Source organism: Bradyrhizobium sp. 40 (assembly GCF_023100925.1).
GTDB lineage: Bacteria > Pseudomonadota > Alphaproteobacteria > Rhizobiales > Xanthobacteraceae > Bradyrhizobium.
In genome coordinates this window covers 5444287-5459384 of sequence record NZ_CP064688.1, presented here as the reverse complement: position 1 = coordinate 5459384, position 15098 = coordinate 5444287, and the positions used below count along the sequence as shown (strand labels likewise).

The 15098-nt window shown below is 64.9% G+C and carries 15 protein-coding genes and 1 pseudogene; 12 read left to right on the top strand and 4 right to left on the bottom strand.

Annotated features, from left to right (window positions below; genetic code table 11):
• Nucleotides 1-8: 8 nt before the first annotated feature.
• From ccoO to ccoS, 7 genes are all read left to right on the top strand, one after another.
• On the top strand, nt 9-743 hold the full coding sequence (ccoO, locus tag IVB40_RS26265; RefSeq protein ID WP_247467025.1) for a cytochrome-c oxidase, cbb3-type subunit II: 735 nt from the start codon (nt 9-11) through the stop codon (nt 741-743).
• A gap of 13 nt (nt 744-756) precedes the next feature.
• Nucleotides 757-921, top strand: coding sequence for a CcoQ/FixQ family Cbb3-type cytochrome c oxidase assembly chaperone (locus tag IVB40_RS26260; RefSeq protein WP_007594016.1), 165 nt, complete (start codon nt 757-759; stop codon nt 919-921).
• A 6-nt stretch (nt 922-927) separates the two neighbouring features.
• The gene (gene ccoP / locus IVB40_RS26255) at nt 928-1803 is read left to right on the top strand and encodes a cytochrome-c oxidase, cbb3-type subunit III (RefSeq protein WP_027568802.1); all 876 of its coding nucleotides are present in this window, start codon (nt 928-930) and stop codon (nt 1801-1803) included.
• A 111-nt stretch (nt 1804-1914) separates the two neighbouring features.
• Complete coding sequence (gene ccoG, locus IVB40_RS26250; protein ID WP_247816747.1) at nt 1915-3381, top strand: cytochrome c oxidase accessory protein CcoG; 1467 nt, start codon at nt 1915-1917, stop codon at nt 3379-3381.
• A gap of 15 nt (nt 3382-3396) precedes the next feature.
• A complete protein-coding gene (locus IVB40_RS26245; protein WP_247467030.1) occupies nt 3397-3882 on the top strand; it encodes a FixH family protein in 486 nt (161 codons plus the stop codon).
• 11 nt (nt 3883-3893) lie between these two features.
• On the top strand, nt 3894-6086 hold the full coding sequence (locus IVB40_RS26240; protein ID WP_247816746.1) for a cation-translocating P-type ATPase: 2193 nt from the start codon (nt 3894-3896) through the stop codon (nt 6084-6086).
• Nucleotides 6086-6253, top strand: coding sequence for a cbb3-type cytochrome oxidase assembly protein CcoS (gene ccoS / locus IVB40_RS26235; RefSeq protein ID WP_027568806.1), 168 nt, complete (start codon nt 6086-6088; stop codon nt 6251-6253). The genes IVB40_RS26240 and ccoS overlap by 1 nt, the downstream gene beginning before the upstream one ends.
• Here ccoS and IVB40_RS26230 read toward each other — a convergent pair.
• Both IVB40_RS26230 and IVB40_RS26225 read right to left on the bottom strand, forming a co-directional pair.
• Nucleotides 6250-7452 (bottom strand): MFS transporter, encoded by a 1203-nt coding sequence (locus tag IVB40_RS26230; RefSeq protein WP_247816745.1) that lies wholly within the window; start codon nt 7450-7452, stop codon nt 6250-6252. The genes ccoS and IVB40_RS26230 overlap by 4 nt on opposite strands.
• A gap of 100 nt (nt 7453-7552) precedes the next feature.
• A complete protein-coding gene (locus IVB40_RS26225) occupies nt 7553-8035 on the bottom strand; it encodes a cupin domain-containing protein (RefSeq protein ID WP_247816744.1) in 483 nt (160 codons plus the stop codon).
• Nucleotides 8036-8277: 242 nt separating this feature from the next.
• Here IVB40_RS26225 and IVB40_RS26220 point away from each other — a divergent pair, with 242 nt between their 5' ends.
• The gene (locus IVB40_RS26220) at nt 8278-8562 is read left to right on the top strand and encodes a hypothetical protein (protein ID WP_247816743.1); all 285 of its coding nucleotides are present in this window, start codon (nt 8278-8280) and stop codon (nt 8560-8562) included.
• A gap of 80 nt (nt 8563-8642) precedes the next feature.
• Complete coding sequence (locus tag IVB40_RS26215; RefSeq protein WP_247816742.1) at nt 8643-9359, top strand: peroxiredoxin-like family protein; 717 nt, start codon at nt 8643-8645, stop codon at nt 9357-9359.
• Between the two features lie 24 nt (nt 9360-9383).
• On the opposite strand, the pseudogene IVB40_RS26210 reads toward IVB40_RS26215, so the two are convergent.
• Nucleotides 9384-10270: pseudogene (locus IVB40_RS26210) on the bottom strand (LysR family transcriptional regulator).
• Between the two features lie 172 nt (nt 10271-10442).
• On the opposite strand from IVB40_RS26210, the gene IVB40_RS26205 reads away from it, so the two are divergent.
• From IVB40_RS26205 to IVB40_RS26195, 3 genes are all read left to right on the top strand, one after another.
• The gene (locus tag IVB40_RS26205) at nt 10443-11264 is read left to right on the top strand and encodes a 3-hydroxybutyrate dehydrogenase (protein ID WP_247816741.1); all 822 of its coding nucleotides are present in this window, start codon (nt 10443-10445) and stop codon (nt 11262-11264) included.
• Between the two features lie 70 nt (nt 11265-11334).
• The gene (locus IVB40_RS26200) at nt 11335-12477 is read left to right on the top strand and encodes a patatin-like phospholipase family protein (RefSeq protein WP_247816740.1); all 1143 of its coding nucleotides are present in this window, start codon (nt 11335-11337) and stop codon (nt 12475-12477) included.
• Nucleotides 12478-12562: 85 nt separating this feature from the next.
• On the top strand, nt 12563-13513 hold the full coding sequence (locus IVB40_RS26195) for an oxygenase MpaB family protein (RefSeq protein WP_247816739.1): 951 nt from the start codon (nt 12563-12565) through the stop codon (nt 13511-13513).
• A gap of 127 nt (nt 13514-13640) precedes the next feature.
• On the opposite strand, the gene glgA is transcribed toward IVB40_RS26195, so the two are convergent.
• The gene (glgA, locus tag IVB40_RS26190) at nt 13641-15056 is read right to left on the bottom strand and encodes a glycogen synthase GlgA (RefSeq protein WP_035961758.1); all 1416 of its coding nucleotides are present in this window, start codon (nt 15054-15056) and stop codon (nt 13641-13643) included.
• Nucleotides 15057-15098 lie beyond the last annotated feature (42 nt).

Below are 15098 nucleotides of genomic sequence, written 5' to 3'. Positions count from 1 at the left end.
AGTTTTCCATGTCGTTCTGGACACGCCACCAAGTCTTCGAAAAGAACTCGATCATCCTGATCGTCGGCATCCTGCTGGTGATCGCGATCGGGGGGCTCGTCGAGATCACCCCGCTGTTCTACCTCAAGAGCACGATCGAGGCAGTCGACGGGATCCGGCCGTATACGCCGCTGGAGCTCGCCGGGCGCAACGTCTACATTCGCGAGGGCTGCTATCTCTGCCATTCGCAGATGATCCGGCCCTTGCGCGACGAGGTCGAGCGCTACGGCCATTTCTCGCTGGCCGCCGAGAGCATGTACGACCATCCGTTCCAGTGGGGCTCGAAGCGCACCGGTCCCGATCTTGCCCGCGTCGGCGCCAAATATTCCGACGACTGGCACGTCACTCATCTGACCAACCCGCGCGCAATCGTGCCGCAGTCGGTAATGCCCGGCTATCCGTTCCTCAGCCAGACCGAGGTCGATCCGGACACGATCGCCGACCACATGCGCACGCTGCGGACCGTCGGCACGCCCTACACCGACGACCAGATCGCCAATGCGGGCGCCGACATGAAGGCCCAGGCCGATCCTGACAATGCAGGCTCCGACGCTTTCACCAAGCGCTACGCCAAGGCCGTGGTGCGCAACTTCGACGGCAAGGCCGGCACGCCGACCGAGATGGACGCGCTGATCGCGTATCTCCAGATGCTCGGCACGCTGGTCGACTTCAAGATCTACAACGAGAAAGCCAATCTTCGCTGAGAAGGCACCAACGATGAAAGCCATCCTGACCCTCGACAATCTCGCGTCCGGTCTCGTGACCACCATCTGGACGCCGGTGTTCGTCGCGATCTTTGTCGCGATCATCGCCTACGCATTCTGGCCCCGTAACAAGGCAGCTTTCGACGAAGCGGCACACCTGCCGTTGCGGGAGGAGTAAGAGATCATGACCGATCATCATAGCGACATCGATCCCGTCTCCGGCAGGTCCACGACCGGACATGAGTGGGACGGCATCAAGGAGCTCAACACGCCGCTGCCGCGCTGGTGGGTGATCAGCTTCTACCTCACCATCGTCTGGTCGATCGGCTACTGGATCGTGTATCCGGCCTGGCCGCTGATCTCCAGCAATACCACCGGCCTGTTCGGCTACTCGACACGCGCCGACGTCGCGGTCGAGCTCGCCAATCTCGAGAAGATCCGCGGGGCCAAGATGGTTGCGCTGGGCGCGGCCTCACTCGCCGACATCGAGAAGGATCCAGCCCTGCTGGCGCTCGCGCGAGCCAAGGGCAAGACCGTGTTCGGCGACAATTGCGCGCCGTGCCATGGCTCAGGCGGCGCCGGCGCCAAGGGCTATCCGAACCTCAACGACGACGACTGGCTGTGGGGCGGATCGCTCGACCAGATCATGCAGACCATCCAGTTCGGCGCACGTTCCGGTCACGCCAAGGGGCACGAAGGCCAGATGCTCGCCTTCGGCAAGGACGGCGTGCTGAAGCCGGACGAGATCGTCACGGCCGCCAATTATGTTCGGGCACTGTCGGGCCTTCCGACTCGCAAGGGCTATGACGCGGCCAAGGGCGAGAAGATCTTCACGGAGAATTGCGTCGCCTGCCATGGCGACGGCGGCAAGGGCAACCCGGAGATGGGCGCTCCCAACCTGACCGACAAGATTTGGCTCTATGGTTCGGACGAGGCGTCGCTGATCGAGACCATCAGCCAGGGCCGCGCGGGCGTGATGCCGGCCTGGGAAGGGCGGCTCGATCCCGCCACCATCAAGGCAATGGCAGTTTACGTCCACTCGCTGGGCGGCGGAAAATAGCCAATCCGGCACAGGCGGGGGCGAATAAAAAAAGCCCCCGCTTGCGCTGGATCAACTGACGCGGCGGCGTCGGGTCTAGGTTTTATCGCACCTCTCGAAAAGCTCCAGGCGATGAACAGGACCGTGAACCCAAAAGAGCTCCCATTAGACGATGACAACGGGCCGCTCTATGTGGCCCAGAAGAAAGTCTATCCCCAGAGCATCTCCGGCACCTTCCGCCGGATCAAATGGGGCCTGATGGCGTTCTGCCTCGGCGTCTATTATTTCCTGCCGTTCGTGCGCTGGAACCGCGGCCTCGGTGCTCCGAGCCAGGCGGTGCTGATCGATCTTCCCAACAGTCGCTTTTATTTCTTCTTCATCGAGCTGTGGCCGCAGGAGGTCTACTACTTCACCGGCCTGCTGATCGTCGCCGCGGTGGCACTATTCCTGATGAACTCGATCGGCGGCCGCATCTGGTGCGGTTATCTCTGTCCGCAGACGGTGTGGACCGACCTGTTCTATGCGGTCGAGCGCCTGATCGAGGGCGACCGGCGCGAGCGGATGAAGAAGGACAAATCGTCCGACCCGATGAAGCTGGAGCGCATCTCCGAGATCGTGCTCAAGCATTCGATCTGGCTTTTGATTGGGTGGTGGACCGGTGGCGCCTGGGTGCTCTATTTCAACGACGCACCGACGCTGGTTAGGGAACTCGTCACCTTCCAGGCGCCGATGATCGCCTATATCTGGATCGGCATTCTCACCGCGACGACTTACGTGCTCGCCGGCTTCATGCGCGAGCAGGTCTGCACCTATATGTGTCCGTGGCCGCGGATCCAGGCCGCGCTCACCGACGAATGGGCGCTCAACGTGACCTATCGTTACGATCGCGGCGAGAAGCGTACCTCGGTGAAGAAGGCAGCTGAGCTGCGCGCGCTCGGCGAGCAAGTCGGCGACTGCGTCGACTGCTATCAATGCGTCGCCGTGTGCCCGACCGGCATCGACATCCGCAATGGGCCGCAGCTCGAATGCATCCAGTGCGGGCTCTGCATCGACGCTTGCGACAACGTGATGACGAAAATCGGCCGGCCGAAGCGGCTGATCGGCTATGACAACGACGTCAACATCCAGCGCCGCCAGGAAGGCAAGGCGCCGGTCTACCGCATTGTCCGGGCTCGCACCGTCGCCTACAGCGCGATCATCGCGGCGGTCGGCGGCATCATGATCTATACGCTGGCGACCCGCAGCCTGCTCGACATCAACGTGCTGCACGACCGCAACCCGGTCGCTGTCAGGCTCAGCGACGGATCGATCCGCAACGCCTACACGGTGCGGCTGCTCAACAAGAGCGGCTACGACCGAGTCATCGCGATCGACGCGAACGGTCCGGTCAATGCGACGATCCATGTCATCGGGATCGATTCAGTGACGCAGGACCGGCCGATGATCGTGGTTCCGCGCGACTCCACCAGCGAGCTGCGAGTGCTCGTGACCGCGCCGGTGGAGGGCAATCCGGAAAAGTCGATCCCGGTTCGCTTTCACGTCACCGATATCGGGCTCGGCGAAGTCGCCAGCGCCACCGACAATTTCGTCGCGCCTTAGGATCAGGAGTTCGCCATGGCAACCAAGCCGCTGACCGGAACCAAGGTGTTTCTGATGCTGGTCGCCTTCTTCGGCGTCGTGATCGGCGTCAACGCGACCATGATGAAGCTCGCGATCGCGACGCTGCCAGGGACGGACGTCGACAGCCCCTATGCCGCGGGGCTCGCCTATGACCGTGAGATCTCCGCGGCCCAGGACCAAACCGCGCGAAAATGGAAGGTCAACGCGCATGTCGAGCGCCGCGCCGATGGCGGCGCCGTGCTTCAGGTCGAGGCGCGCGATGCAAGCGGACAGCCGATCGCCGGACTGAAATTCGGCGGCCGCCTGGAGCGGCCGACCGACAAGCGCGCCGATCTCGCCATCGAGCTCTCGGAGGCCGGCATCGGCCTCTATCGCGGCAATGCCGCATCGGTCGCGCCGGGCCAGTGGGATCTGGTGATCGAGGGCGAGGCGCGGGGAACGCGCGTGTTCATGTCGCGCAACCGCGTGATCCTGAACTGAAGGATTTTGCCATGCACGTCTCGCGGGACTTTTCGCATTACGTCCGGACTGCGGGCGAGGGCGTCCAGCACATCGATCTCGCGGTCGAGGGTGTCCACTGTGCCGGCTGCATGGCCAAGATCGAGCGCGGGCTATCCGCGATTCCCGACGTCACGCTGGCGCGCGTGAACCTCACCGACCGGCGCGTTGCACTGGAATGGAAGGCGGGCACGCTCGATCCGGGCCGCTTCATCGATCGCCTCGAGGAGCTCGGCTACAAGGCCTATCCTTACGAAACCGAGAGCGCGGAGGCGAGCGAGGTCGCCGAATCGCGCTTCCTGCTGCGCTGCCTCGGCGTCGCCGCGTTCGCCACCATGAACGTGATGATGCTGTCGATCCCGGTGTGGTCCGGCAACGTCTCGGACATGCTGCCGGAGCAGCGCGATTTCTTCCACTGGCTGTCGGCGCTGATCGCACTGCCGGCGGCGGCCTATGCCGGCCAGCCGTTCTTCCGCTCGGCCTGGCGCGCGCTGTCGGCCAGGACCACGAACATGGACGTTCCGATCTCGATCGGCGTGACGCTGGCGCTCGGCATGTCCGTGGTCGAGACTATCAACCACTCCGAGCACGCCTATTTCGACGCGGCGATCATGCTGCTCACTTTCCTCCTGGTCGGTCGCTTCCTCGACCAGAACATGCGGCGACGGACCCGCGCGGTCGCGGGCAATCTCGCCGCTCTCAAGGCGGAGACCGCGGCCAAGTTCGTCGGGCCTGACGAGATATCTCAAGTGCCGGTGGCCGCGATCTATCCCGGCGACATCGTGCTGCTGCGGCCCGGCGAGCGCTGCGCGGTCGACGGCACCGTGATCGAGGGCCGTTCCGAGATCGACCAGAGCCTGATCACCGGCGAGACGCTCTATGTCACCGCCGAACAGGGCACGCCGGTCTATGCGGGATCGATGAACATCTCAGGGACCTTGCGGGTGCGGGTCTCCGCGGCCTCGGAGGCGACGCTGCTTGCCGAGATCACGCGGCTCCTCGACAATGCGCTGCAGGCGCGCTCGCGCTACATGCGGCTCGCCGACCGCGCTTCGCGACTCTACGCGCCAGTGGTGCATGCCACCGCGCTCGTCACCATCCTCGGCTGGGTCATCGCGGGCGCCGGCTGGCATGATGCGATCGTGACCGGCGTCGCGGTGCTGATCATTACCTGTCCCTGCGCGCTCGGGCTCGCCATTCCAACGGTGCAGACGGTGGCTTCGGGCGCGATGTTCAAGGCGGGTGTGCTGCTGAATTCCGGCGATGCCATCGAGCGTCTCGCGGAAGCCGATCACGTCATCTTCGATAAGACCGGCACGCTGACGCTGCCCGATCTCGAAGTGATGAATGCGGCCGATATTCCCGCTGATATCTTCGAGCTTGCCGGGCGGCTCGCGCTGTCGAGCCATCATCCGGTCGCCGCCGCGGTCGCGCAGGCCTCCGACGCCAGATCGCCGATCGTTAGCGCGGTCGAGGAGGCCGGCCAGGGCGTGCGTGCTGTGGTCGATGGCATCGAGATTCGCCTCGGTCATCCGTCCTTCTGCGGCGCCGAGACGCTGGTCTCCGACGTGACAAATCTCGATCCCGAAGCCTCCGTCGTGGCGTTCAGCAAGGGCGGCGAAAAATTCATCCTCTCCGTGCGCCAGGGCCTCCGTCCCGATGCGCAGGCTGTGATCGCGGCGCTGAAGGCGCGCAATATCGGCATCGAGATTCTCTCCGGCGACCGTGAACCGGCGGTGATCGCGGCGGCCCACGCGCTGGGCATCTCGGAATGGCGGGCCGGTGTGACCCCGGCCGACAAGATCGCGCGGATTGAGGTCTTGAAGCAGCGGGGCATGAAGGTCCTGATGGTCGGCGACGGCATGAACGATGCGCCGTCGCTGGCGGCAGCGCACGTCTCGATGTCGCCGATCTCGGCCGCGCATTTGAGCCAGGCGACCGCGGATCTCGTCTTCCTCGGCCGGCCGCTGGCCCCGGTCGTCGCCGCCATCGACGCTTCGCGCAAGGCGCTGCACCTGATGCGGCAGAATCTCTGGCTTGCGATCGGCTACAATGTCCTCGCGGTGCCGGTCGCGATCAGCGGCGTCGTGACACCCCTGATTGCGGCTGCCGCCATGAGCGGATCGTCGATCCTGGTGATGCTGAATTCGCTGCGCGCCCGCAGCGCCTCGCGGGAGATCACGTGATGGAAATCCTGGTCATCCTGGTGCCGCTGGCGCTGATGCTCGGTCTCGCCGGTCTGGTCGCCTTCCTCTGGTCGCTCCGGAGCGGCCAGTACGACGATCTCGACGGCGCCGCATGGCGCGCCATCGCCGACGACGAGCCGCCGCAGGAGGTGCCGGTCAAGCGCTAGCGCTTCAAGGCGAGCGTCAGCAGGGCAGCCGCAGCAAGGGCAGCGCCGACACCCGCGACGCACGCCTGCCAGCCGAACCCGTCGAACAGCCGGCCGAGCACGGCCGTCCCGACCAGGCCGCCGCAGAAGTAGCTGGCAAGATAGGTCCCGCTGGCGATGCCGCGGCTGTCGGTCGCCGCCTGTCCTACGAATCCTGTCGCAGCCGCTTGCGCGAAGAAGGTGCCGACGCCAACCAGAACCATGCCGGTGACGACTTCGCCCAGATGCGGCGCCAGCAGCAGCGGCAGGCCCAGCCCGGCGACGGCCAGCGAACCCCAGATCGTCGGCCGCGCTCCCAGCCGCGTGGCCACCTTGCCGGCCAGCAAGGTCGTGACGATCGACGGCAGGAAGACGAAATAGACAAGGCCCAGGTCCATCATGCCGAGCGAGAGCGGCGGCTGGACCAGCACAAAATTCACGAAGGTGAAGGTGCCGATGAAGGCGAACAGGATGCAAAATCCGATGCCGAAGGCCGCGCGCAACTGCGGATTGCGCCAGTGCGCGATCGTGGCGGCGAGGGGAGATCCCGCAGGCATCATCGCGTGCATTGGCCGCACGCGCCCGATGGTGAAACAGACCAGCACTGCGCCGGCCAGATTGAGGGCTGCGAAGAAATAAAAATTCCAGGCGAGGCCCAAGCCGTCGGCGACCGCCGCCGAGATCAGCCGGCCGACCAGGTTGCTGGCGACATTGCCGGTGATGTAGGCGGCAAAGGCGCCGCCGGCATCCATCGTGCTGCATTGTTCGCCGAGATAGGCGAGGGTTAGCGCGAAGGCGGATGCCATGCACAGGCCCTGCGCGATCCGCAAAGCGGTGAAAACCGCGAGATTTGGCGCGGTCGCCAGCAGGCTGGTGGGGACTGCCAGCAGCGCGAGGCTGAGCAGGATGCCGGTCCGCCGGTTGATGCGCGGGCTGAAGAAGCCGACGACGAGGCTGGCTATCGCCATGCCGAAGGTGCTGGCATTGACGGCAAAGCCCATCGCCGCCGGTGTGACGCCGTAATGGCGCGTCAGCGAAGGCAGGATCGCCTGTGTCGCGAACAGGTCGACGACCGTGAGGAAGGCAGTGAGGCCGATCACGAGGGAGCGAAGCGCGAGACCTGGTGAATGCGCGTCCATCGTCATCGCGGTCGGTTTGATCGACGCGGAAAGATCGGTCATGGCAGGCCTCCCTTGTGATGAATGTGGCGCCCGCATGCGGGGCAGCATGGGGATCACGGGCGCCACATTCCGTCACGCGTGCGCTGGGGTCGCGCACCCGTTACATGTTGTGGTCATGCGGGTCCTTGCGGACGTCGCCGACATAGAGGATGACCGTTTCCTTGCCGAGGTTCTTCCACCAGTGCGAGGTGCCCGACACCTCGGGGCGGATGTCGCCGGCCTTGTGCACGATTGGATCGACGCAGTTGGAAGCGTGTTCGACGATCTCGCCCTGCTGCACGAAGATCAGGGCGGGGCGGTCGTCATGGCTGTGCCAGGGCACGCTGCCGCCGGGCTCGATGGTCAGCTTGCGGAAGCGCAGCTCGCGGCCCTCGATGTGTGCCGGCTGCTTGCCGAGGTCGATGGCGCCGAGCGTGACGTCGGTGACGCCGACCGGCTTGTAGTCGACCATCTGCTGCGCGTTCGGCTTGATCTTGTCGGCCGGGCATTCACCGGCGGAGACCGGCTGCGCCGAGAGTGTCAATACGCCGAGGATGGCAAGGCCGGGCCAGACCGCGCGCGACAATGTGTGATGCCTGAACATCGGGATGTCTCCTGTGTTGGCCGCAACCGCAATGGTCGTCGGCTATGTCGGGACTTTCGTCGAGAGGGCGCTCGTTCTGAAATGCTCTTTCGCTCTCGCTGCGATAGACCGGCGCTATCGGGCCCGATACGCGCTCGCTATCGAACCGATTGGGGATCGGCATTTCCGCTTCCCGAGCGCTTGGCGTTCGATGGCGGGGCGCCCGATTGGCGGGCGTTCACGTCAATCCGGAGGAGCATCTCATGACGAAATTATCAAAGGCCTTGATTGCCACGGCTGCGTTCGCGGTCATCGCCACATCGGCCTTCTCGGAGGCCGCATGGGATTTCAAAGCCGGCATGGCCTACATGTATGGCGGTCCCGGCAAGATGTCGGCGATGGCGATGGCCCCGGCGGAGAAGAACCACGAGGCCATGATGAAGAGCGCCAAGAAGGTCCCCGACAATACCGTCTTCTTCATGGATAACGGATCGCTTTATTCCACCTCGGGGCGGCTGGACCCGACCGGCAATTTCTACGTGAACTGATCGCGCGCGCATGACGGCCGCCCCTTGCGGGCGGCCGGATCGGGCACCTAATATTCGTCCCCTGAACGCTGGAGCGCAAGATGACCTCTCTCTCGCCGGCCGATGCCGAGCTGCTCAAACTCGCCTTCCAGCGCTGCCGTGACATGGATGGCACGCTGAACGAGCAACTCCGCGCCTATGCCGACGCCAGCCGCGACGTGTTCCCGGCCTATGGCGAGGCAGTCGATCGTCTGGTGACCAGATTGAATGGAGGCGGCGGCGGCGAGACCGCGCCGCGTCCGGGCGACGCAATGCCGTCGTTCATGTTGCCTGACGAGAGCGGGCGTCTCGTCGCGCTGTCCTCACTGCTCGAGAGCGGCCCAGTCGCCGTGATGTTTTTCCGCGGCCATTGGTGCCCCTATTGCCGGCTCAATGTCCGCGCGGTGGTCCAGGCGCTTGATAGCATCGAGTCCATGGGTGCGCGGATTGTCGCGATCATGCCGGAGACGCAGGAATACACCCAGCAGCTCAAGGCGGAAGCTGGCGCCCCATTTCCGATCCTGACCGACCTCGACAACGGCTATGCGTTGTCGCTCAATCTCGCGATCTGGCTCGGTGCCGAGATCCAGCACCTGTTGTCCTATCAGGACATGGCGAGGTTCCACGGCAATGATGGCTGGATGCTGCCGATCCCGGCCGTGTTTGTCGTTGGTCGCGACGGTCTCGTGAAAGCCCGCTTCGTCGATCCGGATTTCCGCAAGCGCATGGAGATCGATGATCTGCTTGAAGCGTTGGAAGGCGCGAGCAGGGAGGCCTAAAAGAGTGAGGAGCGAGCGTGGCTGCTACCCCGCAATCTCCCGCCAATCCGCACCGCGCAACATGCGCATAACGGCATTGGCCACCGCCGTGCGCTGCCGGCCGGCGACCCCGTAGAGGCTAACGGTGCGACGGGCGTCCAGCCCGGCGACCGCAGCGCGCGTCAGCGTCTCCGGAACGGGCGAGGTGTGCGGCAGCATGGCGACGCCGATGTCGGCCTCGACCAGCTCGATCAAATCGCGCTCGTTCGAGATTTCGTGACCCTGCTCGACCGCGATGCCGTGCTCGCGCAGGCTCGCCGAGATACGGGCGGAATGCTCGCAAAATGTCCGGCTCAGCAGCTGCTCCGCGCGCAGATCGTCCAGTGCGATGCTGCTGCGGCCGGCCAGGCGGTGCCCGTCGCTGACCACGAGCTCGAAGCTCTCGGTGAATAGCGGCCAGACATCGAGCCGCTCCCAGGCCTCGTCGATGTCCGCGGCAATCCCTAACTCGGCCTCGCCCTTCTTCAGGAACTCGGCCACTTCACGACTCGAGCCGCGCAGGAAGCGGAATTCGAGCCGGTTGAACTGCCGCTTGATCTGGTTGAGATGCGGAATGAGGAGCGACAGGTCGATCGAATGCGTCAGCGCGACGCGGAGCGCGCCGATCTCGCCGCTCCGGAACGAGAGGCCAGCGATCGGGCGCCGGTGGCCGCTTCGAAACACTGCTTCAGCAGAGGATGCATGCGCTGCCCGAGCTCGGTCAATTGCGCTGCGGGCCGTTCGCGGCGAAACAGATCGCCGCCGAGCTCGGCCTCGAGCTGCTTGATCGCGCGTGTCAGCGAAGGCTGCGTCACGTTGCATTCTTCGGCGGCGCGCGTGAAGTTCAAGAGCTGCGCCACCGCGAGGAAATAGCGGACCTGGTGCATTTCCATGGATCGGCTCTCCAGCAAGACCTGGCGGAAGCTAGCCGATCGGGGCGGAGAATGACATCCCGGCCGCAATAGCGCACGGGCATGGTTTCGGAAGCCAACGGGCATTTCCGTCAAACCAGGCGATCCCTCAGAGTCGGCTCAACATCAGTCATCGTGTCGGAGCATTTTGCCAATGAATATGTCCGTGAAGCCGCAGACGTCCGCCGCCCGGGCGCTCGCGGGCAAGGTTGCCCTCGTCACGGGCTCAACCAGTGGCATCGGCCTCGGTATCGCGCGGGCACTTGCCACGGCCGGCGCCGACATCGTGCTGAACGGCCTTGGTGTGGCGGCCGAGCTCGACCGGACGCGCGAGCAGATCGCGGCGGAGTTCGGCGTCAAGGCAAGCTTTTCGCCGGCCGACATGACGAGGCCGAATTCGATCGCCGAGATGATCGCGGCGACGGTCGCGCAGGCCGGCCGGCTGGATATCCTGATCAACAATGCCGGCATCCAGCACGTCGCGCCGCTGGAGCAGTTTCCGGTCGAGAAATGGGACCAGATCCTCGCGATCAATCTGTCGTCGGCCTTCCACACCACGCGGCTCGCGCTGCCCGCAATGCGACAGAACGGGTTCGGCCGGATCATCAACATCGCCTCCGCGCATGGTCTCGTCGGCTCGCCGTTCAAGGCGGCCTACGTCGCGGCCAAGCACGGCATCGTCGGGCTCACCAAGGTGACCGCGCTGGAGACCGCAGAAGAGGGCATTACCTGCAACGCGATCTGTCCCGGCTATGTCTATACGCCGCTGGTCGAGGCGCAGATCGACGGGCAAGCCAAGGCGCACGGCATCTCGCGCGATCAGGTGATCCGAGACGTGCTGCTGGCGCAACAGCCCAACAAGCGCTTTGCTACGGTCGAGGAGCTCGGCGCGCTCACGGTATTCCTCTCGACTGACGCGGCGGCTTCGATCACCGGCGTCGCGCTGCCGGTCGACGGCGGCTGGACCGCGCATTAACATGAGCCGGCGTAACAAGTCGCGGCCGGCAGCAAATCTCGGAGCAGTGCAGGCTGATCAGGAGCGAACCATGAACGGCACGCAGAGTAACATCCAGCGCAAGGACCTGCCGGGGCAGGTCGTCCTCGTGCTTCAAGGCGGCGGCGCGTTAGGCTCCTACCAGGCGGGCGTCTACCAGGCGCTGCACGAGGCCGGTATCGAGCCGGACTGGATCATCGGCACCTCGATCGGTGCCATCAATGCCAGCCTTATTGCGGGTAATGCGCCGGAGCACCGGCTCGCGCGCCTGCGAGAGTTCTGGAAGCGGATGGAGCAGAAGCCGGTCTGGGACTCGGGCACCACATTTCCCGGCTTCAACGAGAAGCTGGCCTATTGGTCGGCCGTGACCCACGGCATTCCTGGGTTCTTCCGACCCAATCCGCTGGCGCATGCCGGGGATGCCTATCCGCTGGGCGCCGACCATGCCGGCTTCTATTCCACTGCGCCTCTGGAGAAGACGCTGCGCGAGCTGGTCGATTTCGATCTGGCCAACCGCTGCGCGCCGCGGCTGACGGTCGGCGCGGCTCATGTCGGCACCAGCCAGATGCGCTATTTCGACAGCCGCGACGGTGTGCTGACGGTGAAGCATGTCATGGCTTCAGGCGCATTGCCGCCGGCATTCCCGGCAGTGCGGATCGATGGCGAACTCTATTGGGACGGAGGCATCCTCTCGAATACGCCGACGGAGGCGGTGTTCGACGACAATCCGCGCAAGAATTCGCTGATCTTCTCCGTGCATCTGTGGAATCCCGTCGGCGCCGAGCCGACCACGATGGCGGAGGTGCTGAACCGGCACAAGGATGTGATGTATTCGAGTCGGATCGCGAGCCAGATCGAACGCCAGCAGCAGGCCCATCGCCTGCGCCATGTCATCAACCAGCTTGCGGAACGCCTGCCTGAGAGCGAACGCGGCGATGCCGCGGTGAGGGAGCTGATGAGCTACGGCTGTCCGACCCGTATGCATGTCGTGCGGCTGCTGGCGCCGCAGCTCGACCGCCAGACCCATACCAAGGATATCGACTTCAGCCCGTCGGGGATCACGCGGCGCTGGCATGCCGGCTATGCCCACACGAGGTCGGTGCTGGCGCGAAAACCGTGGATCGGCGAATTCGATCCGCTTGCGGGCGTGGTGCTGCACGAGCATATGGACGAGATGCCGATGGCGGCGGAGTAGAGCCGCAGGCGATCATCCCCGTTCATCGAATTGCCACAGGCCTTGCGGATCGTCGGTCTTCGTCCGCAGCTGAAAGGCCCTGCAAGTGGTATTGGGAAGCGATCTGGAGCTGGCGCTCGATCACGTCTGCGCCGATGCGGCAGGACCGGTTGCCGGCGTGTTTGGTCCTGACACGGTGACATGGCAGATCGACCGAGAGGCCGTCATCTTTCTCGGTGCCGGTCGTGCGCTGTTGCTGCAGCTGGCGCATCCCTGGGTCGCTGCCGCCATCGCCGAGCATTCGAAAACCTTCGCCGATCCGATCGGACGATTTCACCGCACCTTCGACATCGTCTTTGCCATGGTGTTCGGCTCGCTTGACCGTGCGCTGTTGTCGTCGCGGCAATTGCACCGGCGCCACAGCATGATCGTCGGCGAGATGCCCGAGACCGTCGGTCCGTTCGCGGCAGGCTCGCGCTACTGTGCCAACGACGTCCCGTCGCTGCGCTGGGTTCATGCCACGCTGGTCGAGACCGCGCTGATGGCGCATGATCTGGTTTTGCCACCGCTCTCGGCGGAGGATCGCGAACGCTACTGGACCGAGAGCCGCTTGTTCGGTGCTCTGTTCGGATTGACGGTGCACGATCTGCCGGCGGACTGGTCGGGCTTTGCGGCCTACACCGCGGCAATGACGCAGTCGGACACGCTGACCGTCAGCCCGGCCGCGCGCGAGATTGCGGGGCAGATCTTTGGCGGCGCCCGTCCGTGGTTGCATCCGCCGCGCTGGTATCGCGCGCTCACGGCAAGCCTGCTGCCGGAACGCCTGCGTGTGGGATTCGGGTTCGATCTTGATGAGCGCGACACCAGATCTGCCGAGAAGGCGCTGCGATGGATACGGCGGGTCTATCCAAGATTGCCAGACCGGCTGCGCTACGTCGGTCCCTACCAGGAAGGGCAAGCGCGGCTGCGCGGCGAGTCGCAGCCGGACTGGATGACACGGTGTCTTAACCGTGCCTGGATCGGACGGTCGCAGATGGATGTGCGCGGGAGGGGGTGAAGTCCTCCGCCGTTGCCACAAACCACCGTCATTGCGAGGAGCTCTTGCGACGAAGCAATCCAGGCTGCTACCACGGAAACAGTCTGGATTGCTTCGCTACGCTCGCAATGACGAGGAAACGCAGGCCTCACACCGACGCCAGCTTCCGGTACAGCGCGTTGTAGCTGCCGGCCGGGATGCTCCAGGAGAACGAGCGTCCCATCGCACTGCGACGCATGGTGTCGAGCTGGTCTTGCGCCATGAAGGCGGAGAAGGCGCGGCGGACGCCGCCGAGGAAGGATTCGTGCGAGGGTTTTGAGAACAGGAAGCCGGTTTCGCCGTCGGTAATGGTCTCGGCGAGGCCGCCGGTCTGGTGACCGATCGGCAGCGAGCCGAAGCGCTGGGCGTACATCTGGCTGAGCCCGCAGGGCTCGAAGCGTGACGGCATCAAGGTGAAGTCGCTACCGGCGAAGATGCGGCGCGCCTGGGCCTCGTTGAAGCCGATCACGACCCCGATCGCGTCGGGGCGCCGGCGATGCGCGTCGATCAGCGCCTGCTCGAGCGCCGGCTCGCCGGAGCCGGTGACCACGATCTGCCCGCCGGCATCGACGATCTCATCGGCCGCCGCCAGCACGAGGTCGATGCCCTTCTGGTGCACCAGCCGGGCGACGATGCCGAACATCGGGCCGCGCGACACCGCAAGCCCGAACTGCTTGCGCACATAATCCGCATTGGCCTTCTTGCCGACCCAGTCGCCGGCGCCGAACTGCTGGGCAAGCTGGGCGCAGGAACGCGGGTCCCAGCTCTCGTCGATCCCGTTGAGGATGCCGGTGAGCTCGGCCGCGTCGGAGCGGACTCGAAGCAGGCCTTCGAGACCGCAGCCGAATTCATCCGTGGTGATCTCCCGCGCGTAGGTGCCGCTGACGGTGGTGAGATGCGATGCGTAGACCAGCCCGGCCTTGAGGAAGGAGAGCTGGTCGTAGAACTCGACGCCGTCGATGTGGAAGGAGCTCTCCGGTGCGCCGATCCGCCGCAGCGAGTCCTTCGGGAAGAGGCCCTGATAGGCGAGGTTGTGGATGGTCAGGATCGACGGCAGCTTGGAGCCGCGCCACGCGAGGTAGGCCGGCACGAGCGAGGCCTGCCAGTCATTGGCATGGATCAGGTCGGCTGCCCAATCCTTGTCCAGCGTGCCCATCGCGAGCTCAGCGGCGGCCGAGGCAAAGCGCGCGAAACGGATGTCGTTGTCGGGCCAGTCGCGCCCGGACTCGTCGCCATAGGGGTTGCCGGGCCGGTCGTAGAGTTGCGAGCATAACAGCACATAGACCGGCAGGCCGTCCTTGGTCGCGGCGCGGCCGAGCGAGCAGGCCGGCATCTCCGCAAAAGGCGGACAGCGGCCAACGATCTGAATATGCGTGAGTTGTTCGATGATGTCGCGATAGCCGGGCAACATGACCCGGATGTCAGCGAAAGGACGGAGGGCTCGGGGGAGTGCAGCGGAAACGGCTCCAAGTCCGCCGACGCGGACAAAGTCGTCCATCTCTGTCGTAACGAACAAGACCCTCAAGAACTGCTGCCCTCTGCCGGAGCCCGATTGCTGCTATGCAAG